The following is a 23,562-nucleotide window of genomic DNA, read 5'->3' as shown; positions in this document are numbered from 1 at the left end:
ATGTACTTAGAGATTCTTGATTACATAATAAATTCTTGAATCCGCCAAGGGAATTTATAACGATTTAAATCTATAATCTCGTTATTACATTCTAATTTTATGAGGGGTTTGTTTAGATGATGATTGTTTATAAAAATGATTTCGCCCATTTCTTTGTTTGCTAATCGTATCCTCTGACCAATAAAACAATTACCTATGCGATTTAAGAAAGTATACAATATATTTGTATCCAGTGTATTTTTATAGGCTATTTCCATATGTTTTATGGTATCAAATACTGTGGTGTTTTCAAGGTTTTTTGTTGTTAATGTATTATATACATCTGATATAGCGATAATTCTACTATATAAAGAAAGATCGGATCCTTTTAATTTAAAAGGATATCCAGTGCTATTCATTTTTTCGTGGTGTGTGAGTACAGCTTGCTTTATTTTATTAGGAATACATGGATACTGTTTTATAAGGTTATAGCTATAGATTACATGTTTATCAATTTCCATTTGTTCTTTATGTGTAAGAAAATCTTTTTTATCTAAAAGTGGTTTTGGTACATTAAGCTTCCCAATATCTGTTAGTATGCCTGCTAAAAATAATTCTTCCAAATCTTTTTCAGATAAACCTATCCATTTACCGATCATATAGCTTGTTAAAGCAATATTATAACATTGGGTATAAATGCTATCGTCTATTTTCCGCATTGTTTCAATAAGCTGAAATATATTTGTCCGTAAATTGAAAATCTTAAGATGTTCTTTTGTATGTTCTTTTAATTTTTCATGTGTTAATGGTTTTCCATATAATATAGTATTAAAATCATCATTTATGCGCTGTTTTGTTGAAGGAAAAACTTCTTTGAAGCAAAGAATTTCCTCTTCAAGTGTATTTGTTAGAGCCATATCTTTTGCATCAGGAACAGGGAAATTTTGTTCATCTGTTATAAGTTGATCAGATTGATTTTCTGAAAATATGTCCATTGGAATTCGTGCGTTTCCTTGAGTGCTATTAATTTCTATAATCTGGATTTTGTGGTTTTCTAATAAGTCTCGCACTCGTGCAGGTGTTTTTACCTGATAGCCTGCACTTACAAGTTTTTTGCCTTGGTTATTTAATATATCCGTTGCAATAATCATATTCTTTGTTAACTTATTTACTGATATTTTAATGGGCTTTAATTGATTGGTTTCCATAGATTTCCCTCATTTCAGATTTGAAATTTTATTTAGTATCCATAAAATATATACTTTTTTCAACGGTGCGTGAAAAATTTCCATTAAATTCAATGTTTCATGATGCATTTAAACGATCCTCTTATATTATAAATTCGGCTATAAAAAGGGAAAACCCTATAGTCGCTTGGCACTATTTTAGTTTCATAATAGTGAAAGTTTTGTTTTGAAAGAAGTTTTATAACTGCATAGGAATGATATAATAAATAAAAATGAGATAATTTTTAAAAACAATAATTAGGAGGAATGTATTTGCCTGGAAAAAAGCTATTAAGAAAAAATGAAGGCTTTATAAAGGCTTGGGAGTTATTTTTATCTAATGGTACCATAGAGAAAGAATTAATAAGAGATGTCATTTCGTACTCATGGATGCGTAGTAAATTACATGGGATTGATCCTTTGGTTTCAAAAATAGAGGATACTTTATCGAATGAAGCATTTGACGAGAGATATAAAAATGCTATGTCTTTTATTAATACAGCCATGCCTTTTATGAATAGTCTTCGTAAAATTGTTGAAAATACTGGGTTTATTGTAAGGCTTACAGATAAAGATGGTTATGTTTTAGAAACGATTGGAGATAATAAGCTTGTTGAGGAATATGGGAATTTAAATGTTTATAAAGGCTGTAATGTTAGAGAAAATGTGATTGGAACAAATGCTTTGGGTACGGCACTAGAAATTGGAAAACCTATTCAAGTATTGGGTGCAGAGCATTATTGTAAGCAATATCATAACTGGGCTTCTTCAGCATGTCCTATAAGAGATGAAAAAAAAGAAATTGTTGGTATATTAAGTGCCACAGGAAGCAATGAAAATGTGCATCCACATACATTAGGAATGGTAGTTGCTGCTGCTCAGGCAATCGAAAAAAAAATGAAACTAGAAAAGATTAACAAACAGTTAGATATGGCGAATAAGCATTTTTATGCCATTATGCAGTCAATTTCAGATGGCTTGATTTGTACAGACAATAAAGGCATGATTATGGATATTAATTTATTTGCGCGGAGGTTTTTAGGATTAAAAGAAGAGGACATTGTAGAAAAAAACATTCGCACCATATTGGAACAAAAAAATTATGATAAAATTATGAAAAGAATCCATAATAGAAAAAAGTATGAAGAAGAAGAAATACTTTTTAAAACGCAGAAAGGGACAAATATTTCTTGTATTGTAACGGTAACGCCAATAAAGGATCAATTTACTAGAGAAGTGGAAGGACTTGTAATTACCTTTAAAGAAGCGAAAATGGTACACAGTTTGGTAAATAAGATTGTAGGTGCTGAAGCAAGGTTTACTTTCGATGATATATTGGGTAAAAGCAAAGCCATTAAGAAAGCGATAGAAATTGCATCTTTATTTGCAAATACAAATGCGACGATTTTATTATTAGGAGAAAGTGGAACAGGAAAAGAATTATTTGCACAAGCAATCCATAATGAAAGTTCTCGTAGGAAGAAACCTTTTGTATTTTTAAATTGCGGAGCGATCCCAAGAGAACTTGTTGGTAGTGAACTTTTTGGCTACGTAGAAGGGGCTTTTACAGGAGCAAAAAGAGGTGGACATCCAGGGAAATTTGAACTTGCAGATGGAGGAACTGTGTTTTTAGATGAAATAGGAGATATGCCATTAGATATACAAGCGAATTTACTTAGGGTACTAGAAACAAAACAAATTGTAAGAATTGGTGGCCATAATGTGGTACCTGTAGATGTAAGAGTGATTGCAGCAACACATAAAGATTTAAAAAAAGAGGTAGAACTTGGAAATTTTAGAGAAGATCTATTTTATAGATTGAATGTAATGCCGATCAAAACACCTTCTTTAAGGGATCGAAAAGATGATATCAGAATATTTACAGATCATTTCATAGAAAAATTTAGTAAACGTATGGGAAAAGAAATCGAAAAGGTGCATGAGAGTTTTTATAGAGGAATGATGCAGTATCATTGGCCAGGAAATGTTCGAGAGTTACAAAATGTAGTACAACTTGTTGTAAATATAGTAAATCATGAAGAAGTTTTAGATTATAAGCATTTACCGAACTATATGAAATCTAGCAATCTTCCAAAAAGGCTAGGGTTAGTAGATGAACTAATGTCTTTAGAAGAAATTGAAAAAATGGCAATTACAAAAACAATGCAAGAAGTAAATGGCAATATTGCATTGGCTTCGAAAATTTTAGGGATTGGAAGAAGTACATTATATAGAAAAATAGAAAAATATGCGTTGGATATGTTCTAAAATGAAACATGCGTATCATAATGATACAATTGTTAAAAAGAAGACAAACTAAAAGTGTTCCAAAATGAAAAAGAAGATGGACTATTGAATCAAATTTTCAATGATAGGTCTTCTTTTTTTTGGAAATAAATATTTATATATAGGTAAAATACAGGTTTACAAAGAATGCTTAATAAGGGCGATGCTAGTTGGCATAAATATTGCATACATTAAATAATAATAAATAAACATAGAAACTATAAAAATGGAGGATTTTATGAATAAAATGAGCAGATATATAGTAATGTTCGCTTTGTTTTGGATCATATTAGCAGAAAAAATGAATGTTGAAAGAATATGGATAGGTTTATGCATATGTATGGGTGTATATCTATTTAATAAAAACCTAATTCATTGCAATGGAGAAAAAACTTTTCGTAGTCCGCGAAAGATATACTACTGGATATTATATTTTTGGATATTGATTAAAGAAATTGTTGTAGCAAATTTTCAAGTAGCAAAGATTGTATTAAGTCCTAAGATGGATATATCACCAGAAATTGTAACGGTTCATTCAAAACTTAAAACAGATTTTTATAGAACGATCCTTGCTAACTCTATTACATTGACACCTGGAACCCTTACAGTTTTTATGAAAGAGGATGCATTGACGGTACATTGCTTAAAAAAAGACTATATAGAAGATGTCTTAAATTCAAAATTTGAAAAAATTCTTTTAGAAGTAGAGGAGTAGAGAAATGATACATAAATTGTTGGTATTATCCTGCTTGATTTTATCTTTTACGATTGCTTTATGCATGATTAGAGCAATAAAGGGGCCTAGCGCTGCAGATCGATTGATTGCAATTAATGTAATTGGGACAAAGACTATTTTATTGATTTCTATGATTTCTTTTATTTTTAAGGAAACTTATTTTATTGATGTGGTATTGGTCTATGCCCTTATAAGTTTTGTGGCATCTATTGTTATCTCTAATTTTATAGAAAAGGCAGGAGGAAAAAGTCAATGAAAGTTATATTAATGACAATTTTTCTTTTAGGGGGAGTATTCTTCTTTGTTGTGGGAACAATTGGAATTTTAAGATTTCGTGATTTATTCACAAGAGCACATAGTGCAGCAAAATGTGATACATTAGGGGCGGTACTTTGTTTGATGGCACTTATGATCTATAGCGGATGGGGGTTTACGAGTTTTAAGCTTTTATTGGTAATTGTTTTTCTTTGGATTACCAATCCAACAGCAACACATTTAATATCAAAGGCAGCATATATACAGTGGAAGGAGAAAACGTCAAATTCTCAAAAATAAAAATAGAGAAATTACTATTTTAGGAAGCTTCGTTAGTATAGATAAGATATTTGCGGATCAAAGGGAGATCAGGAAAACCCTAATAAAAAATTAATGGAGTGAGCATTATGCAAATGTTTGGCATTATTATATTATTGTTTTTAATCGGTGCATCTATTGCCGTATCGGTAATAAAAGATCTATTAGGAGCAATTATCGTTTTTATGGTTTATAGTCTCTTGATGGCCATACTATGGCAACAACTAAATGCGCCTGATTTGGCTATCACAGAAGCTGCGGTGGGTGCAGGTATCACTACGTTGCTATTTGTTCTTACACTTAAAAAAATAAGAGGTGAGAATAAATGAGGAAAATTATTGCTATCGTATTAACAACGCTTATTGTAGGGATACTACTTATCGGGGTGGCAGAACTACCTGAGTTTGGGAAAAACAATAATCCAGCAAATAACTATGTCGCAAAGCGGTATATAGAAGATGGTGTGGAAGAGACGGGTGCACTCAATATTGTTACGGGAATTATATTAGATTACCGTGCTTTTGATACCTTTGCTGAAGCGACTGTACTGTTTACGGGTGCAATAACTGTTTTGATTGTTTTCAAAAAAGAAAAAGAAATGTAGAAAGGGAGTGCGTCATATGCATAACACTATACTAAAAGAAATAAGTAAAATAATTATTCCCTTTATACAAATTTTTGGGTTGTATGTAATTTTTCATGGACATCTTTCGCCAGGAGGAGGATTTGCTGGCGGCACTATCCTTGGTACGAGTTTGATTTTGTATCGAATGGTATATGAAAGGGAGAGAACCAGAGAAAAACTAAGTTATAAAAAGCTTATGACATGCATGTGCGGCGCATTAATTATATATGGAATTTTAAAAGGATACAGCTTTATTACAGGAGGCAGCCATATTGATTTGCCACAGTTACCGCTTGGAAAACCTGGAAATATCTTAAGTGGAGGATATTTATTGCCACTAAATATGGCTGTAGGAATCATTGTTTCAGTAACTGTATACTTTTTTTTCAGTTTGTTTTATGAAGGAGAAATATAATATGGAAAGACTACTTACAAATTATTTTGAAACAGGTTCAATGATTTTATTTGGGATCGGTTTTGTGACATTACTACTCCATAATAACTTGATTAAAAAAATTATTGGTATGAATATTATGGATACGGCTGTATTTTTATTTTTTATCGCAAAGGGAAATATCATAGGGAAGGAAGCGCCCATTATTAAGGGGATCCACAAAGGAATAGAAGGATATATTAATCCTTTGCCTACTGCATTAATGCTTACAGGAATTGTTGTAGCAGTAAGTATTACAGCCTTTGCTTTAGCACTTACAATAAAGATTTATGAAAAATATGGCACCATTGAACTAGATGAAATTACAAGAATGAGGGGGGATTAAATTGACTTATGCAAAAAATTTTCCTTTACTGATGATATTAATTTTATTTATAAGCGCATTTATCATGCCGCTAATGAAAAAAAATATTTTTGTAAAGGGTTTAAGTTTATTCACGATGGGGATCTCGATGATTTTGTCTATTTACACATGGATTTTTATTACTAAAAATGGTGCGTATTTCTACAGAGTAGGACACTGGGATGCTCCATGGGGAATAGAATTTAAAATTGGCATGATAGAGGCAATAATGGCTATGTTATTTACAATGGTTGCTACCCTTATTTTATGGTATTCCGTATATAGTGTGGAGAAAGAAGTGAAAGATAATAAAGTTTCTTTTTATTATTTACTAGTTAATATTTTGCTGGGTTCCTTATTAGGGATGGTATTTTCAAATGATTTATTCAATTGCTTTGTGTTTATAGAAGTGACCACATTAGCTTCGTGTGGGATTATTGTTGTGAAAGATAAAAAAGAAAATATTGCGGCTACTTTAAAATATCTGATTTTGAGTAGCTTAGGTTCGGGTCTTGTGTTAATGGGTATTGCGTTTTTATATGATATAACAGGCAATTTAAATATGACGTATATACACAAAGAGATTATGAATGTGCATGCGGTTTACAAGAATACATTACACATTGCTGCGGGATTATGTACAGTAGGCATAGGGATTAAAAGTGCCATGTTCCCACTGCATGTATGGCTACCAGATGCGCATTCGAGTGCCCCAGCTTCTTCAAGTGCAATATTGTCAGCTTTGGTACTAAAAGCACCTATTCTCCTTTTGATAAAAATATTATATGGCGTATTTGGGTTTGAAATCATCCGAGAATTTGCTATACTCAATTTGATTTTAATATTAGGTACTATGGGAATGATTATGGGTTCTGTATTAGCGATCAAGCAAAAAGAAATCAAAAGGGTTATTGCCTATTCGAGCGTAGCTCAGGTAGGATATATATTTTTTGGAATCGGACTTGGAAACAAGTTAGGTCTTACCATGGCAATCTTTCATATTATCGGGCATGCGGTTACAAAATCAGCACTATTTTTAGCGGCAGGGGCTATGATTGAAAAGTCTGGGAAGAAAAAATTGAGTGAGCTAAAAGGTATTGGTAAGGAAATGCCTTATACTTTAGGACTATTTACGATAGGGGCTTTGTCTATGGTAGGAATTCCAATACTTCCTGGGTTTATAAGCAAGTGGTATTTGTCCCTTGCAAGTATAGACGCTGGAGAATTCATGTTGATCGGAGCAATACTTATGAGCAGTTTATTAAATGCGCTCTACTATTTCCCAATTATCGTAAATGGCTATTTTGGAGAAGAAAACCTTGCGGGAAAAATATATAAATCCAATGAAAAATCAATAAAAGAGTTGTTGCCATTGATGATGCTAATCATAGGAATGATTGCTATAGGTGCAGGTTCAAATAAGATCATGGATATGATTCGTATAGGGCTTATTTAGGAGGGACAATAAATGGAACCAATCATACTTATTCCTATTATACTTCCTTTTTTATTAGGGATAGCAGGGACGAAGATTTTGTTTAAGGGTGAAAAAATAAAAACTTTTTATGTGATTTCAGCAGTAACAATCAATTTGCTAGCGCTTATAGGAATCCTCAATATAGAAGGGGCAAAGGCATTTCACTTATTAAAAATCAATCCATTTTTAGATATTTATTTTAAAATAGACAAATTAGGCATATTGTTTGCGTTATTGGCATCTATTTTATGGATTTTTACGACTTTTTATTCTTTGGCATATATGAAGCATGAAGGAAAGGAAGAACGGTTTTTTGTGTTTTTCATACTAACCCTTGGAATAACCCTCGGGATTGCCTTTTCAGGAAATCTATTTACATTATATATATTCTATGAATTATTAACTTTGGCAACATTTCCACTAGTAATCCATGCAGGAACAAAAGAAGCCCTTTATAGTGGTAGAAAGTATTTGATCTACTCTTTAGGCGGGGCAACGGTAGCGCTGCTTGGAATGATTTTATTGTTTAGTATAAGCAATAGTTTGAATTTTGTTGAGGGCGGCGTATTAGGTACTGTAAATATAGATAATCCAAAATTGTTATTGACAATCTATATGGTTATGTTCTTAGGATTTGGTGTGAAAGCTGCAATTGTACCTTTTCATTCATGGCTACCAGCTGCAATGGTAGCACCGACACCAGTAAGTTCATTACTACATGCTGTGGCTGTTGTAAAATCTGGAATATTCGTATTGGTGCGTGTATGCTATTTTGTATTTGGTGCAGAAACGATCAGACAAATTCATGGAAACATTTATACAAGTGTATTGGTTTTCATTACCATTCTGCTAGGGTCGCTATTAGCACTTCATCAGGAAAATTTAAAGAAAAGATTAGCCTATTCAACCATTAGTCAATTAGGATATATTGTTTTGGGAATTATCTTGCTGAATGAAAATGCGCTCATAGGAGGTTTATTGCATCTTGTGAATCATGCAGTCATAAAAATCACCCTATTCTTTTGTGTAGGCGCAATCTATTTTATGACACATAAAAAAAATATAAATGAAATTAAAGGCATTGGAAAACAAATGCCTGTGACGATGACGTGCTTTAGTATTGCATCTATTTCGTTAATTGGTATTCCGCCGACAAATGGATTTGTAAGCAAGTGGTACTTGGCTTTAGGAGGACTTACTGAAAACAAAATTATTTTCCCAATTATTTTGTTACTCAGCGCTTTTCTTACAGCAGCATATTTATTGCCTATTGTGGTAACAGCATTTTTCCATGGAGAGGAAAAAAAGGATATAAAGAAATTAGATCCTCCAATAAAAATGTTAGTACCCATTATACTTTTGACAGGAATTACAATTTTTCTAGGACTATTTCCAAATGTTCTTTTACATTATATAAAAAGTATTGTTGAAAATCTTGTTTAATTTTTTTACAGAAGAGGGTGAGGATTTGATTGGACAAATCGCTTTATTGATAATTTTATTACTTCCTGCGGTAGCTGGTTTTGTGGGCTATTTAATAGGAAAGAAGAGTGAAAGAAATAGAGATTTATTCAATATTATCATAACAGGGATAGAATTTTTAATTGTAATATTACTTTATAAAGAAGTAAGTAATGCGCCTGTAAATCTTTTTATATCAGATATTATGGGCACGGGATTGCACCTGAAACTAGATATTTTTCGGTATATCTTTGTATGGATTTCTAGTTTTATATGGTTTCTAACAACGATGTATTCTACGCAGTATTTAATAAAGTATAAAAATAGGAATAGATATTATGCCTTTTTTATGCTCACATTGGCGAGCACAATCGGGATTTTCTTATCTGAAAATATACTCAATCTATTTACATTCTTTGAAATTATGTCTTTTACTTCGTACGCATTGATCATTCATGATGAAGATCAATATGCACTAGATGCAGGGAAAATATATATAGGAATGGCAATTGCTGGCGGAATGGTATTGTTGATGGGACTTTTTCTATTGTATGAGTATACAGGCGTACTCAATATCACTGAAATAGGAGAAAAACTTATTCAGCTTGGAAATATAAAATATTTAATAAGCTTTTTGATTATCGTAGGATTTGGTGTAAAAGCCAGTATTGTACCACTACATGTATGGGTTTCAAAAGTTTATCCAGCTGCACCTACACCTGCGAGTGCAATTCTTTCTGGGGTACTCTTAAAAACGGGATTATTTGGGATACTGATTACAACACAATATTTGATGCAAGGAGATTTTATGATCTCTGCGGTAATACTCATATTAGGACTTATGAATATGTTTATAGGAGGTCTTTTGGCCTTGTTTCAGAGAAATATTAAAAGGATTTTAGCATATAGTGGCATGAGCCAAGCTGGGTATATATTGGTAGGGATTGGCCTAATGGGGGTATTGAAAGAAAATAAGCTTATCGCAGTCTATGGAACGCTGTATCATATTATCAATCATGCACTATTTAAAGTATTGTTGTTTATGGGAACAGGAATTATTTACATGGTTTTACATGAGGTGAGTATCAACCAGATCAAAGGATTTGGGAAACATAAACAAGGGTTGAAGATAGTTTTTTTAGTAGGGTTTTTAGCGATTATTGGGATGCCTGGCTTTAATGGGTTTATCAGTAAAACTCTTTTGCATGAAGCGCTAGCTGAGGCTGGGCATAGGTATCCGAATATAGGACTTACCATAGCAGGAATGATCTTTACTATAAGCAGTAGTTTTACAGTGGCATATATGCTAAAGATTTTTATCACTGTGTTTATGGAGAACGATGAAAAATATAAAGGTCAATTTAAAGAACCTATTTGTAAAAGAGCACTACTCCCTATGGTTGTTTTAAGTGTAGCGGTCATTTATATAGGGATGCGACCAGAAACAGTATTAACTATAATTGATCAAGCTATAAAAAACTTTGGTGTAGATGGAGAAATAGAAATACACTTTTATACATTTAATAATATAAAAGCTTCTCTATTCACAATCGGTTTAGGCGTAGGTATTTATGTGATTTTTGTGAGAAAATATTTAAGAAAGAAGGATGGAAATAGCAGCTTTTATGTAAATCCATCTTTAAATTGGTTTAATCTTGAAAGAAATGTCTATGAACCTTCGCTAATGGCCATATTTACATCCACTTCAGTAGTTTTTCATGTGATTGATAGAGGGGTAGTAAATTTTGTTCATTATACAAGTAATAAAGTGAATAAGTTTAGTGGTATGCAAATAAAAAGGGATAGTTATGGACAAATAAAAGACAGTTATGTAGAGATGAACAGTTTGAAAGATTTCTTGAACAAACTGGCTAAGAATATGAATAGCTTAACTTATTCTGTGTTTATTGTAGCAACCATTCTTGTAGTTACTTTGGTAATGTTGACTTTTTAGTAAATTAGAGAAAGAGTCTTTTTTTAAAAAGGAAAAAGAATCTTCTCACTTAGAAAGGAGATGATACGATTTTGATATACCAAATATCCTTATTAATTATTTTGATGCTTCCTGGGATCGCTTCTTTTTTAGGATGGATTATTGGAAAAAGGAGTGAAAGCTATAGAGAGCTATTTAATGTGGTTATGACAGGAATAGAATTTTTAATGGTCATTCTGCTGTACAGACAGGTGATGGAGAACGCTATTGAAATTTTCATACCAGATATTATGGGAATTGGATTATATTTAAAATTAGATGCTTTTCGATATATTTTTGTTTTTATAACAACCTTCATATGGTTTTTAACGACGATGTATTCTACCCAATATTTAATAAAGTATAAAAATAGAAATAGATATTATGCATTTTTTATGCTTACGCTAGGGAGTACAGTAGGTATATTCTTATCTGAAAATATTTTAAATTTATTTACATTCTTTGAAATCATGTCTTTTACCTCTTATGCTTTGATTATCCATGACGAAGATCAATATGCGCATGATGCAGGAAAGTCATATATAGGTATGGCGATTGGGGCTGGAATGATACTACTGATGGGTTTGTTTTTATTATATGACTATACAGCTACTTTAAATATAAGCGAACTACCTTCGAAGATGAGAACATTAGGGAATATAAAATATTTGATTAGTGGGTTGATTATTATTGGATTTGGCACAAAAGCGAGCATGTTTCCTTTCCATGTATGGCTTCCAAAGGCGCATCCTGCTGCACCTACCCCTGCAAGTGCTGTTCTCTCAGCAATTCTTATAAAGACGGGTATTTTTGGCATAATTGTAACCGTAGTAGTCCTTATGGAGGGAGATTTAATTCTTTCTTCTGTCATATTGGTATTAGGCTTTATCAATATGTTTATAGGTGGATTCTTGGCATTGCTCCAAAGAAATATCAAAAGAATTCTAGCCTATAGTAGTATGAGTCAGGCAGGGTATATATTAGTTGGGATAGGACTTGTAGGAATATTAAGACAACATAATACTATCGCAATCTATGGAACGTTGTATCATATATTTAATCATGCAATCTTTAAGGTACTATTATTTATGGGTGCAGGCATTATTTATATGATCTTGCATGAATTAAGTATCAATGTGATAAGAGGATTTGGTAAAAATAAGAATCTGCTAAAAATTGTATTTTTCATAGGTCTATTAGCGATCATTGGAATGCCTGGATTTAATGGATTTATAAGCAAAACCCTTTTGCATGAAGCTTTGCTGGAAGCTGAGAATATATATGAAAGCATGTGGTGGACATTGGCAGAAGTTATATTTACTGTAAGCAGTGGATTTACTATTGCCTATCTACTGAAAATATTTGTAGCTGTGTTTATGGAAAAAGATGAAAAATACTGTGGGCAATATAAGAACCATGTCCGAAAAAGAGCGCTATTTCCTATGGCTATTTTAGGAGCAATCATTGTTTATGTAGGGTTAAGACCCCATGTGCTGCTGCCTATTATCGAAAAATCTTTAGAAACATTACACGCCCATGGCCATATTGATCCACATTTTTACACATACCACAACATACAATCGTCTATTATTACCATAATGATCGGGGTATTTATTTATATAGGATTTCTCAGATTATATCTTAGAAAAAATGATGGGGAGAAAATATTTTATGTCAATCCATCTCTAAATTGGGTTAACATAGAAAAAGATATTTATGTCCCCATTCTTAACATCACCTTTGCAGCGACTTCATCTATTTTTCACTTTATTGATCGTGTTGTAGTGGATTTAGTACTTTTAGTGCGGGTTGGAATGAGAAAAATCAGTGGTATGCAAATAAGATATGAAAGACCTAGAAAAGAAAGAAAGAAAAATTACATGGATGTAAAATATTTTATCGAAGATATTGGTGCAGAGTTTCATAGTTTGTCGGAGGTTATAGGGAAAATGTATAAGAATATGAATAGCTTGAGCTATTCTGTATTTATTGTAGGAATTGTTTTGATAATGGTTTTAAGTATCGTTGTTTTTATGTAGCATATAAAAAAATGCATGCAGCTATCGCAGCTGCTCAAATTTATAAAAAACTAGAAGGCTATTAGGAGCTTCTAGCTTTTTATTTTTTTCAATGAACGGGTACAAATTATAGGGATTAATTTTTTATCCATATTTAGTTAATAAAAAATTAATAATTTGTTTATTCTTATTTAATAGTTATAGGTTAATATATAGTTATCAAATAATTGTATTGAAAAAAATAAAGGCGGTGAAGGGGATTTGAGCAATAAAAATGAGATAAATGATGAAATAAATATTCTAGGGCGAATGTCTAATTTTTTTGTTGAAAGATATAGGGTAGTATATTTAATCCTAATAGGATTATTATTATTAGGAGGAACTGCCTACATAGGATTACCTAGAGAGAGATCACCTGAAATTGAACTTCCTTATGTAAACATAATGACTACATATGTGGGCGCATCACCTAATGAGATAGAAAACCTCATTACAGATGAAATAGAAAGTAAGATAAATGGACTCGAGGATATAAAAGAGATTACCTCTACATCCCAAAATGGGGTATCTAGTATAACGATAGAATATGAAATTGGAACAGATGTAGATAAGAAAATACAAGATATAAATAATGAAATATCAAAAATGAAAAGTAAATTACCAGAAGATAGTGATGATCCTATAGTTAGAAAATATGATATAGGAAAATCGCCCATTATGCAATTAAATATAAGTGGCGATTATGATTTAGTTACGTTAAAAAATATAGCAGAAGATATTAAAGATGAAATTGAAAAGATAGATGGTATACAAGAAGTAGACTTAACAGGTGGACTTGATAGGGAAATACACATATACATCGATGAAGGTAAGCTAAAAACTTATAACCTTACTACTGGAGACATAAAAAATTCCATTTCAAGTTCAAATGTAGATTTCCCAGGTGGAGATATAGATTTAGATGATACAAATTACAATATAAGAACGATTGGTTCTTTTAAAGAAATAGAAGAAATAGAAAATACTGTCATAATGACGAAAGATAATGTGGCTTTAAAATTAAAAGATGTGGCAGAAGTAAAGGATGCTTTTGAAGACGTAGCGTCTTATGCTCAAATGTTTGAAAGGGGTATGTCTGAGCAAAATAAGACCACGAATACTATAAAATTATCCGTAACAAGAGAAGATGATGGAGATATCATTGGACCCTGTAACGAAATATTAGCTTTGATAGAAGGCGAAAAAGGAATTTTATATCCATCAGATGTATTTATAAGTGTGGCAAACAATCAAGCTGTAGATGTACAGGACTCCTTAAATGATGTAGTATCTAATGCGATTTCAGGATTATTAGTAGTAATCATCGTTTTATTTCTGTTCATAGGCCTTAGAGAGTCCATAATCGTATCCTTTGTAATTCCATTATCCCTATTATGTAGTTTCATTCTTATGAAAAATACAGACATGACCTTTAATGGCGTATCTGTACTGGCATTAATCCTAGCCTTAGGGATGCTTGTAGATAATGCGATCGTTATAATGGAGAACATAGATAGAATAAGGGATGAAGGATATGATGTAATGACTGCTTCTAAGGTTGCTACAAACCAAGTGGCACCAGCAGTAATGGCATCTACTTTAACTACCATGGCGGCCTTTTTCCCAATGGCCTTGATGGGAGGAATCATGGGACAGTTTATGAAGGTAATCCCTATAGTTGTAATGTTTGCGATAGGTTCATCCTTTGTAATATCCTTAGTAATTACGCCAGTACTTTGTTCTAAGTTTTTAAGTAAATATAAGAAGGATGGAAAGAAAGTTAGTCCTAAGATAAAGAAATTGAATGATATATTTTCTGTAGTATTTGTGTTTATACTTTCAATATATGCCTTTAGTATAGATGGAAAGATTGCCATAATAACTGTAGTATTGGCGATGCTGTTTGCAGGAGCTATATTTATAAAGAAATTTAAAATGAAAGAAAATACTTCCCATGAAGATATGGGTATAATCAAGATTTATTCAAGTTTTATGGGCAGCGTATTAAGTTCTAAAAAGAAGAGAATTTTGGTATTAGTATGTGCCTTTGCTCTATTTGTGACGAGTTTAGCTACAATACCTATGGGATTATTGAAAATTAAATTATTGCCAGATACAGATAGTACAACATTTACGATTAATATAGAGACGCCACCAGGGTATCTTTTAAGTGAAACAGCTCATGTGGTTGAAGAGGTAGAAAGCTTATTATATAAGTATGAAGAAGTAGATAACTTTGTAAGTAGCCTAGGCAGTGATTCTAATAAGGCATCAGTAGATGTAAACCTAGTAGAAACAGATGAAAGGAAAAGAAGTAGTAATGAAATTGCAGCAATGGTTAGAAGTGAAATGGCAAACATTCCTGGAGCTAAGATTACGATAGGTAAGCAACGACATGGTCCTTCTAATGGTAAGCCTATTAGCATTGAATTAAGGGGAGATGACCTAAATCGTATAAAAGAAGTTGCGAATGATTTTAAAAAAATTATAGATAATATAAATGGAACGACAGAGGTATTTACTAGTTTAGAAGGTGGTAGACCAGAACTTCAAATAAAGATTAATAAGGAAAAGGCAGCCACTTTAGGATTAAGCGTGACAGATGTATCTATGCAAATAAGAAATACAATTCAAGGGATAAAGGTATCTGAGCTTAAACAAAACAATGAAGAGACAGATATCATCATAAAAAAGTATAAGGATGAATTTAAAACGCTAAGAGATTTAGAAAAGATAGATATAACTTCTAATAAGGGTGAAAAAGTTCCATTTAAAACAGTTGCAAGTATAAAGGAAGATATAGGACTATCTGAGATCGAACATGATGATTTAGATAGAATCGTAAAAATAGAAGGGGAAGTAGAAGGGGTAACTTCAAGGGATGTAATTCAAGAATTTAAAAATGAAATAAAAGATTATCCCCTACCAAAGGGAGTAAATATAGCTTATGGTGGAGAGACACAAGATACGGAAGAATCTTTTACAGAACTATTTATAGATATGATCATAGCTGTATTGCTAGTATTTATCATATTAGCAGTACAATTTAACTCTCTATCTCAGCCGATCGTAATATTAGTATCCGTTCCGCTAGCAATGATCGGTGTAATGGGGGGACTTATACTTACGAATAACAACTTCGGTATGTATGGGTTTATGGGATTAGTAGCCTTAGTTGGTATAGCGGTTAATGATGCAATCGTATTGGTTGATTATACGAACTATTTGAGAAAAAGTGGGCGCAATTTATTAGATGCGGTTAGAGAAGCAGGAAAGACTAGATTTATGCCAGTGTTTGCAACGTCCATAACGACTATAGGGGGAATATTACCTCTAGCTATAAAGAATGCTGAATATGGAGAAATGGGTTATGCTTTGATATTTGGATTAGTTGCGTCTACCGTATTAACTTTAGTAATCATTCCGATAGGATACTCTTTATTAGAGGAAACTAAGGTGTATTGGTCAAATAAGAAAAAGGGGAGAGTAGAAAATGAAGAAGCTTAAGATATGTGCAACGATTGCATTAACGATAGGATTACTATTTAGTGTCACAGGTTGTGCCAAAAAAGAAGTAGCAGCTCAAGCTGCTCAGAAGAAAGTTGTGCCAGTAGAAGTAATGAAACTCTCCACATCTACAGTTACAGAAGAATATGATTCTTTTGGTAAAACATACCCATTAGAAGAAACAAATGTGGCAGCTAAGACGAAAGGGGAAATAAAGAATATATATTTTAATGTGGGAGATCAGGTAAACAAGGGGGATATTATTTATACTGTAGATAGTGATACCCTTGTGAATAACTGCGATATAAAAATTAGTTCACTGGAAAAAAGTGTAAAGGATTCAGAAATTAAATATAATGATGCATTTAGAGACTATAATAACATGAAGATATTATACGAAAATAAAACGGTCTCTAAAAATGATTTGGATAATGCGCAGTCTCAATTAGATCAAATTGCATTAAGTCTAGATCAATCAAGAAAGGATCTGGAATTAAATAAAAGAGATAAAGAACTATCCATTGGAAACACCATAGTAAAAAGTCCTATAAGTGGTATAGTTGCTGAGAAAAATGTGGAAGTTGGAGAAATGGCAGGGAATGCTGATTTTAAAATAGTTAATTTAAAGAAAATGAATGTTAAAGTGAATGTGGCAGAAAATGTGGTAAACAGAATGAATGTGGGCGACCCAGTGGATGTATATATAGAGTCATTAAATGAAAACTATAATGGAACAATAATTTCCATAAGTCCAGTGGGAACAGGAAATAACGCTACCTATCCTGTAGAAGTAGAAGTTACAAATAAAGATTCTAAAATAAGAAGCGGAATGTTTGCAAAAGCTAATTTTAAAATAGCAAATCTTAATGACCAAATTCAGGTACCTAAAAAGTCTATTTTAAAAGCACAAGATGAAGATTATGTATATGTAGTAGATACGAAAACGAATATGCCTAAGAAAATAGTTGTGGAGAAGGGAATCGTAAACAATGGATTGGTTCAAGTTAAAAATGGATTGAAGGCAGGAGATCAATTGGTTGTAAAAGGTCAAGAATATGTGGATGAAAAAAGTGAAGTTAAAATAATAAACTAATTGGAGGAAATGATGTCTATAAAAATTAGACTTATACTTTCATACATAGGGATGATTCTCATCCCTATAATTCTCATTTTTCTCTTTAATGGTATGTTGAGCGGGTTAGTATTTGATGACAAATTAGACTATTATGAAAAGGCAAATCCATTAAAGTTAACGAGAGCAATGGGTTATAAGAGTGGAAAGATTTTAAGACAATTAAATATAGATTACCTTAACAATAAGGAAAAATTAAAAGATATAAATTATTTAAAAACCTTCGATAAGGAACTAGATGAAATCTTTTTAGGTATTGTAGTAAAGGAAAATGGAAAAGTAAAATATGTTTCGGATATAGTAAATGAAGAAAGAATATTAACTAAATTATCTGACTTTGGTGAAAATACAGATATAATGTATGAAATTGTTGTAAAGGAAAGATTTGTAGTAGCTGCTCAAAGGGATTTTATAATAGATGATTCTAATATGAGTATTTATATTATAATTGATTTGTTAGAAGAGGATGCTGTAATTAATAAAGCTAAAATATTTACTATATCAGTAACGATATTAGCTGTTCTAATAGTAGCCTTTGGATTAACCTTCTCTATGTATAGAGGGATAATAAAACCTATTGAAAAATTAAAAAATGGAACCAGCCATATTAAAAAAGGTAATTTAGATTATCATATAGAAGATCATAGAAATGATGAGATGGGGAATTTAATAAGAGATTTTGAAGATATGAGATTAAGATTAAGACGTGCTAGGGATATGCAAATTAAGTATGAAGAAAACAGAAAAAATCTAATATCTAATATATCCCATGATTTAAAGACGCCCATAATGTCCATAAAAGGATATATAGAGGGAATAAAAGATGGTGTGGCGAAGTCTCCAGAAAAAATGGACAAATATATAAATACGATATATGATAAAGCTAACCATATGGAAAACTTAATAAATGAGTTATTTTTATTTTCAAAGCTTGACTTAAATAAGGTAGAGTTTGATTTTCAATCTATTGATATAGTAAAATATTTAAAATATAGTATTGAAGATTTAAGCTTTGACATGGAAAAGATAGGTGGAAATATAATATTTAATCAAGAAAACGAAGAAATTAGGGTAATAGTAGATTTACAAAGGCTTCAGCGTGTAATACTAAATATTATACAAAATTCTATAAAATATAAATCAGACAAAAATTTAGTAATACAAATAAATATTGAAGAATATGAAGCGTTTGTTCAAATTGAAATTAAGGATAACGGAAAGGGTATAAGCAAAGAGGACCTTCCATATATTTTTGATAGGTTCTATAGGGCAGATAAATCTAGAAATACATCCATTGGGGGAAGTGGATTAGGCTTAGCCATATCTAAGCAGATTATAAAGGCCCATGGGGGAGATATATGGGCTGAAAGTGAGCTAAATAAAGGAACGAGTATATTCTTTTTCATAAGGAAATCTTAAATGAATAGAAAGGGCGGGCTCGTGTGAAGAGAATATTGATTATTGAAGATGATATAAGTATTGCCGAATTAGAAAAGGACTATTTAGAAGTTAGTGGATATAAAGTGGAAATAGAAATAAGTGGTCAAAGAGGGCTAGATAGGGCATTAAATGAAGCGTTTCACCTAATAATATTGGATTTGATGCTTCCAGAAATAGATGGATTTAAAATATGCAAATCTTTAAGAATGGATATAAATATTCCAATACTTATGGTTTCTGCTAAAGGAGAGGGAATAGATAAAATAAGAGGATTAGGTCTTGGCGCGGATGATTATATAACGAAACCCTTTAGTCCGAGTGAATTGGTAGCTAGAGTGAAAGCGCATCTTGGAAGATATGAACGCCTTACTAGTAAAAGTGTAAGTGATAATAAAAATATAGAGATCAATGGATTAGTTATAGATCATTACTCAAAGCGAGCTTATATAAATAATAAGGAAGTGAACCTTACTTCTAAGGAGTTTGACATATTAGAGCTATTAGGTGAAAATCCTAATCGAATCTTTAGCAAAGAAGAAATATTTGAGAGAATATGGGGATTAGATTCTATTGGGGATATATCTACTGTGACAGTTCACATAAGAAAGATAAGAGGAAAAATTGAAAAAGACCCGTCTAATCCACAATATATAGAAACTCTATGGGGCCTTGGATATAGAATTAAAACGAATAAAAACTAGGAGAACTTCTCCTAGTTTTTTTATATTCTTTCTTTTGCTTCGTAATGCGTATGCAGGAGTTCATGCGCTTTTTTACCATAAGGCTTACCGAGATATTCTTCATAAAGCTTTAATATTTCTGGGTTTTCATGAGATTTTCTTAATGTTTTATTTCGATCTTCATTATAAATAGCCTGTTGACGTTTTTTTACGATTTCTTCATTTCCATGATGATAAGGTTGTCCCCCTCCGCCAACACATCCACCAGGACAAGCCATGATTTCAATAGCATGATATTTACTTTTTCCATCTCTTATATCTTCAAGGAGTCTTCTAGCATTTCCAAGACCGTGGGCAATGCCCACTTTTATATCTAGATCTTTTATTTTGACAGTGCCTTCTCGAACCCCTTCCATACCTCTTAGTTGTTTAAATTCAACATCTGTTAATTCTTCACCAGTTAGCCACTCATAAGCTGTACGAAGCGCTGCTTCGATAACGCCACCTGTTGTACCAAAAATAACAGAAGCCCCTGTACTTTTTCCTAAAGGATGGTCAAAATCACTCTCAGGTAAGTTTTTAAAATCGATCCCTGCTTCTTTAAGCATGGCACCAAACTCTCTTGTTGTAATCACGATATCTACATTGTTATGATAATCTTTTGTAAGCTCAGGTCTTTCTGCCTCTGCTTTTTTTGCAATACATGGCATAACTGAAACAACCACAATTTTATTTGGATCTATTCCTAATTTTTTAGCATAGTAGGTTTTTGCAACAACACCAAGCATAATATGAGGGGATTTACAAGTAGAAGGAATATCCAGCATTTCTGGGAATTGATGCTCAATAAATTTTACCCATGCAGGACAACAACTTGTAAGCATAGGAAGTGTTCCGCCGTGTTCAATACGGTGTATCAATTCAGATGCTTCCTCCATGATGGTTAAATCAGCAGCAAAGTCTGTATCAAAAACAGCATCAAATCCCATATTCTTTAAGGCTGTTGCTAATTGACCTGTTACAATGGTTCCAGGTTCCATACCGAAGAGTTCACCGATTGCAACACGAATGGCAGGAGCCACTTGGACAACCACATGTTTGTCGGGGTCACTTAAAGCTTTCCATACCTTATCGGTATGGTTTACTTCTGTAAGGGCTGCTGTAGGACATACGGCGACACATTGCCCGCAGTAGGTACATGAAGATTCCATCATAGGAATGTTAAAGGCTGGGCCTACAATTGCATCAAATCCTCGACCAATAGCAGAAAGGATACCACAGGTTTGTACTTCGTTACACATGGTTTCACAGCGTCTACACATAATACACTTATTTGGATCTTTTACAATGGCGTCACTAGATAAATCTTTATCATAGTGCATTTTTTCACCGTGCCATTTAATCTCTCGTACACCAAGCTCTTTTGCTAATGCTTGCAATTCACATTCTAAGTTTTTAGGGCATGTAAAGCATTCGTTTGGATGGTTTGATAAAAGAAGTTCCACTGCGATTCTTCTGGCATTGATCGCTCTGAGGGAATCGGTTCTTATGATCATGCCATCAGATACTTTTGTTACACATGCTGGAACCAAAGAATTTCGTCCTTTTAATTCTACTGTACATACACGACAGGATGCAGTCTGATTTACAAACTTTAAATCGTGTAAATCAAGATGACAAAGGGTTGGGATTTTTATATTTGCTCTATTAGAAACTTCTAATATGGTGATACCTCTTGGTACTTCCATTTCTTTATTGTTTATGGTTATACGCACCATTTCTTTATTGTTCTCTGACATATTCTCACCTCGCTATGGTTTGATTACTGCGCTGAATTTGCATGTATCAAAACATGCGCCGCATTTGATACATCTACTTTGATCGATCACATGTGTTCTTTTCACTTCGCCGCTAATGCAATCTACTGGACATACTTTAGCACAGGCTGTACAGCCAACACATTTATCCGGGTCAATACTATATTTTGCAAGATGCGTACATTCGCCTGTTGGGCAGTGTTTATCTTTTACATGGGCAATATATTCATCCCAAAAATATTTCATGGTACTTAAAACTGGATTTGGGGCTGTTTGTCCTAAACCACAAAGCGAACCATCTTTTATCATGTAGGATAATTGTTTGAGTGCATCTAGATCTTCCATTGTCCCTTTACCACTAGTAATTTTTTCTAGAAACTCATGCATTCTTTTTGTTCCTACACGACATGGCGTACATCTACCGCAAGATTCATCCATCGTAAATTCAAGATAGAACTTTGCGATATTGACCATACAATTGGTTTCATCCATGACAATCATACCGCCTGATCCCATCATAGATCCAACTTCAATAAGGTGTTCATAATCTATAGGGGTATCAAGATGCTCTTCGGTGATTACACCACCTGATGGTCCCCCTGTTTGTACGGCTTTGAACTTATGATTATTGAATATGCCTCCACCAATATCGTATATGATCTCTCGAAGGGTTGTACCCATAGGAACTTCTACAAGACCTACATTGTTTACTTTTCCTGCAAGCGCAAAAACTTTTGTTCCTTTGCTTTTTTCAGTACCAATAGAGGAAAACCAATCAGATCCTTTTAGGATAATGGATGGAATATTCGCAAAGGTTTCAACGTTGTTTACGCACGTAGGACGATCCCAATATCCTTCTTGTGCAGGATATGGAGGCTTATTGCTTGGTTCACCACGTTTTCCTTCGACAGAATTGATGAGGGCTGTTTCTTCACCGCATACGAACGCACCAGCACCATATTTCAATGTAATGTCAAAACGAAAATCTGTTCCAAAAATATTTTTGCCTAAAAGACCAAGATCTCTTGCTTGGTTAATGGCAATGGTAAGTCTTTCGATAGCGAGTGGATATTCTGCACGAATATAGACAATTCCCTCATTTGCCCCAATAGCATATCCGCCTATGGTCATGGCTTCAATAACACTGTGAGGGTCTCCTTCTAGGATACTTCGATCCATAAAGGCACCAGGATCACCTTCGTCTGCATTACAGATGATATATTTGATTGTACCTTCAGATTTTCTTGTGTATTCCCATTTAAGTCCTGTAGGGAATCCGCCGCCACCTCTTCCGCGAAGTCCTGATTTTTTAATTGTTTCTATTACTTCATCAGGAGTCATTTTTGTTAGGGACCTACCAAGGGCGTCATATCCGTTAAAAGCAATATATTCATAAATATCTTCTGGATTGATTAATCCGCAGTTTCTTAAGGCAATACGAAGCTGTTTTTTATAAAAGAGCATATTTTTATGCTGTTCGATTTTTTCATGTTTCCTTGGTTCTTCATACAAGAGTCTTTCGACTTTTCTTCCTTTGATAATGTGTTCATCAACGATCTCGGCTGCATCTTTTGGCTGGACTCTTACGTAAAAGACGTTATCTGGTTCTATTTTTACAATTGGACCTTGTTCACAAAATCCAAAGCAACCTGTTTTGATGACTTGTACTTCTTCGTCGTATCCCCGAGCCTTGAGAATTAGGTTGAAATTTTTAATGACTTTATCACTATCGCTTGCTATGCAACCTGTACCACCACAGATTAGTATATTTGTCCTGAATTTGCTCATGCGCTCCCT

Annotated in this window: 19 protein-coding genes; 16 read left to right on the top strand and 3 right to left on the bottom strand. The window is 32.9% G+C overall.

What is annotated here, in order from left to right:
- Window positions 1-20: 20 nt before the first annotated feature.
- Entirely contained in the window at window positions 21-1,187 is a 1,167-nt protein-coding gene (locus EV214_RS11915; RefSeq protein WP_132246065.1) for an HD-GYP domain-containing protein, read from the bottom strand.
- 291 nt (window positions 1,188-1,478) lie between these two features.
- Here EV214_RS11915 and EV214_RS11910 point away from each other — a divergent pair, with 291 nt between their 5' ends.
- The 16 genes from EV214_RS11910 to EV214_RS11835 all read left to right on the top strand — a co-directional run bounded on the left by EV214_RS11910 (window position 1,479) and on the right by EV214_RS11835 (window position 19,969).
- The gene (locus tag EV214_RS11910) at window positions 1,479-3,473 is read left to right on the top strand and encodes a sigma-54-dependent Fis family transcriptional regulator (RefSeq protein ID WP_165916352.1); all 1,995 of its coding nucleotides are present in this window, start codon (window positions 1,479-1,481) and stop codon (window positions 3,471-3,473) included.
- Between the two features lie 256 nt (window positions 3,474-3,729).
- A complete protein-coding gene (locus EV214_RS11905; RefSeq protein ID WP_165916351.1) occupies window positions 3,730-4,206 on the top strand; it encodes a Na+/H+ antiporter subunit E in 477 nt (158 codons plus the stop codon).
- A gap of 4 nt (window positions 4,207-4,210) precedes the next feature.
- A complete protein-coding gene (locus tag EV214_RS11900; RefSeq protein ID WP_132246059.1) occupies window positions 4,211-4,483 on the top strand; it encodes a monovalent cation/H+ antiporter complex subunit F in 273 nt (90 codons plus the stop codon).
- A complete protein-coding gene (mnhG, locus tag EV214_RS11895) occupies window positions 4,480-4,782 on the top strand; it encodes a monovalent cation/H(+) antiporter subunit G (RefSeq protein ID WP_207669684.1) in 303 nt (100 codons plus the stop codon). Before EV214_RS11900 ends, mnhG begins: the two co-directional genes overlap by 4 nt.
- Before the next feature lie 107 nt (window positions 4,783-4,889).
- Complete coding sequence (locus tag EV214_RS11890) at window positions 4,890-5,129, top strand: hydrogenase subunit MbhD domain-containing protein (protein WP_132246057.1); 240 nt, start codon at window positions 4,890-4,892, stop codon at window positions 5,127-5,129.
- A complete protein-coding gene (gene mbhE, locus EV214_RS11885) occupies window positions 5,126-5,404 on the top strand; it encodes a hydrogen gas-evolving membrane-bound hydrogenase subunit E (protein ID WP_132246055.1) in 279 nt (92 codons plus the stop codon). The genes EV214_RS11890 and mbhE overlap by 4 nt, the downstream gene beginning before the upstream one ends.
- Window positions 5,405-5,420: 16 nt before the next feature.
- Window positions 5,421-5,840 carry an MnhB domain-containing protein gene (locus EV214_RS11880; RefSeq protein WP_132246053.1) on the top strand — a complete coding sequence of 140 codons (420 nt, stop codon included), beginning with the start codon at window positions 5,421-5,423 and terminating at the stop codon, window positions 5,838-5,840.
- A gap of 1 nt (window position 5,841) precedes the next feature.
- Window positions 5,842-6,204 carry a sodium:proton antiporter gene (locus EV214_RS11875; RefSeq protein WP_132246051.1) on the top strand — a complete coding sequence of 121 codons (363 nt, stop codon included), beginning with the start codon at window positions 5,842-5,844 and terminating at the stop codon, window positions 6,202-6,204.
- 1 nt (window position 6,205) lies between these two features.
- Complete coding sequence (locus EV214_RS11870) at window positions 6,206-7,678, top strand: complex I subunit 5 family protein (protein ID WP_132246049.1); 1,473 nt, start codon at window positions 6,206-6,208, stop codon at window positions 7,676-7,678.
- A 12-nt stretch (window positions 7,679-7,690) separates the two neighbouring features.
- A complete protein-coding gene (locus EV214_RS11865; protein ID WP_132246047.1) occupies window positions 7,691-9,142 on the top strand; it encodes a proton-conducting transporter transmembrane domain-containing protein in 1,452 nt (483 codons plus the stop codon).
- A 25-nt stretch (window positions 9,143-9,167) separates the two neighbouring features.
- Window positions 9,168-11,114 (top strand): complex I subunit 5 family protein, encoded by a 1,947-nt coding sequence (locus EV214_RS11860; protein WP_132246045.1) that lies wholly within the window; start codon window positions 9,168-9,170, stop codon window positions 11,112-11,114.
- Window positions 11,115-11,185: 71 nt separating this feature from the next.
- Window positions 11,186-13,171, top strand: a complete 1,986-nt coding sequence (locus EV214_RS11855) for a complex I subunit 5 family protein (RefSeq protein WP_132246043.1) — start codon at window positions 11,186-11,188, stop codon at window positions 13,169-13,171.
- A 240-nt stretch (window positions 13,172-13,411) separates the two neighbouring features.
- On the top strand, window positions 13,412-16,696 hold the full coding sequence (locus EV214_RS11850) for an efflux RND transporter permease subunit (protein ID WP_132246041.1): 3,285 nt from the start codon (window positions 13,412-13,414) through the stop codon (window positions 16,694-16,696).
- Complete coding sequence (locus EV214_RS11845; protein ID WP_132246039.1) at window positions 16,683-17,789, top strand: efflux RND transporter periplasmic adaptor subunit; 1,107 nt, start codon at window positions 16,683-16,685, stop codon at window positions 17,787-17,789. Before EV214_RS11850 ends, EV214_RS11845 begins: the two co-directional genes overlap by 14 nt.
- Window positions 17,790-17,801: 12 nt before the next feature.
- Window positions 17,802-19,247, top strand: a complete 1,446-nt coding sequence (locus tag EV214_RS11840; RefSeq protein ID WP_165916350.1) for a sensor histidine kinase — start codon at window positions 17,802-17,804, stop codon at window positions 19,245-19,247.
- A gap of 23 nt (window positions 19,248-19,270) precedes the next feature.
- Window positions 19,271-19,969 (top strand): response regulator transcription factor, encoded by a 699-nt coding sequence (locus EV214_RS11835; RefSeq protein ID WP_132246035.1) that lies wholly within the window; start codon window positions 19,271-19,273, stop codon window positions 19,967-19,969.
- Between the two features lie 20 nt (window positions 19,970-19,989).
- Here EV214_RS11835 and EV214_RS11830 read toward each other — a convergent pair whose 3' ends face one another.
- Both EV214_RS11830 and EV214_RS11825 read right to left on the bottom strand, forming a co-directional pair.
- A complete protein-coding gene (locus EV214_RS11830; protein ID WP_243116639.1) occupies window positions 19,990-21,747 on the bottom strand; it encodes an NADH-dependent [FeFe] hydrogenase, group A6 in 1,758 nt (585 codons plus the stop codon).
- 12 nt (window positions 21,748-21,759) lie between these two features.
- Entirely contained in the window at window positions 21,760-23,553 is a 1,794-nt protein-coding gene (locus EV214_RS11825) for an NADH-quinone oxidoreductase subunit NuoF (RefSeq protein ID WP_132246033.1), read from the bottom strand.
- Between the last annotated feature and the right edge of the window lie 9 nt (window positions 23,554-23,562).

Origin of the sequence: Marinisporobacter balticus (assembly GCF_004345705.1) — a bacterium.
GTDB classification, from domain to species: Bacteria; Bacillota; Clostridia; order Peptostreptococcales; family Thermotaleaceae; genus Marinisporobacter; species Marinisporobacter balticus.
The sequence above is the reverse complement of the archived record's forward strand: the minus strand, read 5'-3'. Positions and strand labels throughout refer to the sequence as shown.

Coding starts and splice junctions, on each gene's coding strand:
- EV214_RS11900 (WP_132246059.1), top strand. CDS start 4,211: ATGATACATAAATTGTTGGTATTATCCTGCTTGATTTTATCTTTTACG.
- EV214_RS11875 (WP_132246051.1), top strand. CDS start 5,842: ATGGAAAGACTACTTACAAATTATTTTGAAACAGGTTCAATGATTTTA.
- EV214_RS11905 (WP_165916351.1), top strand. CDS start 3,730: ATGAATAAAATGAGCAGATATATAGTAATGTTCGCTTTGTTTTGGATC.
- EV214_RS11890 (WP_132246057.1), top strand. CDS start 4,890: ATGCAAATGTTTGGCATTATTATATTATTGTTTTTAATCGGTGCATCT.
- EV214_RS11865 (WP_132246047.1), top strand. CDS start 7,691: ATGGAACCAATCATACTTATTCCTATTATACTTCCTTTTTTATTAGGG.
- EV214_RS11825 (WP_132246033.1), bottom strand. CDS start 23,553: ATGAGCAAATTCAGGACAAATATACTAATCTGTGGTGGTACAGGTTGC.
- mnhG (WP_207669684.1), top strand. CDS start 4,480: ATGAAAGTTATATTAATGACAATTTTTCTTTTAGGGGGAGTATTCTTC.
- mbhE (WP_132246055.1), top strand. CDS start 5,126: ATGAGGAAAATTATTGCTATCGTATTAACAACGCTTATTGTAGGGATA.
- EV214_RS11840 (WP_165916350.1), top strand. CDS start 17,802: ATGTCTATAAAAATTAGACTTATACTTTCATACATAGGGATGATTCTC.
- EV214_RS11845 (WP_132246039.1), top strand. CDS start 16,683: ATGAAGAAGCTTAAGATATGTGCAACGATTGCATTAACGATAGGATTA.
- EV214_RS11880 (WP_132246053.1), top strand. CDS start 5,421: ATGCATAACACTATACTAAAAGAAATAAGTAAAATAATTATTCCCTTT.
- EV214_RS11830 (WP_243116639.1), bottom strand. CDS start 21,747: ATGTCAGAGAACAATAAAGAAATGGTGCGTATAACCATAAACAATAAA.
- EV214_RS11915 (WP_132246065.1), bottom strand. CDS start 1,187: ATGGAAACCAATCAATTAAAGCCCATTAAAATATCAGTAAATAAGTTA.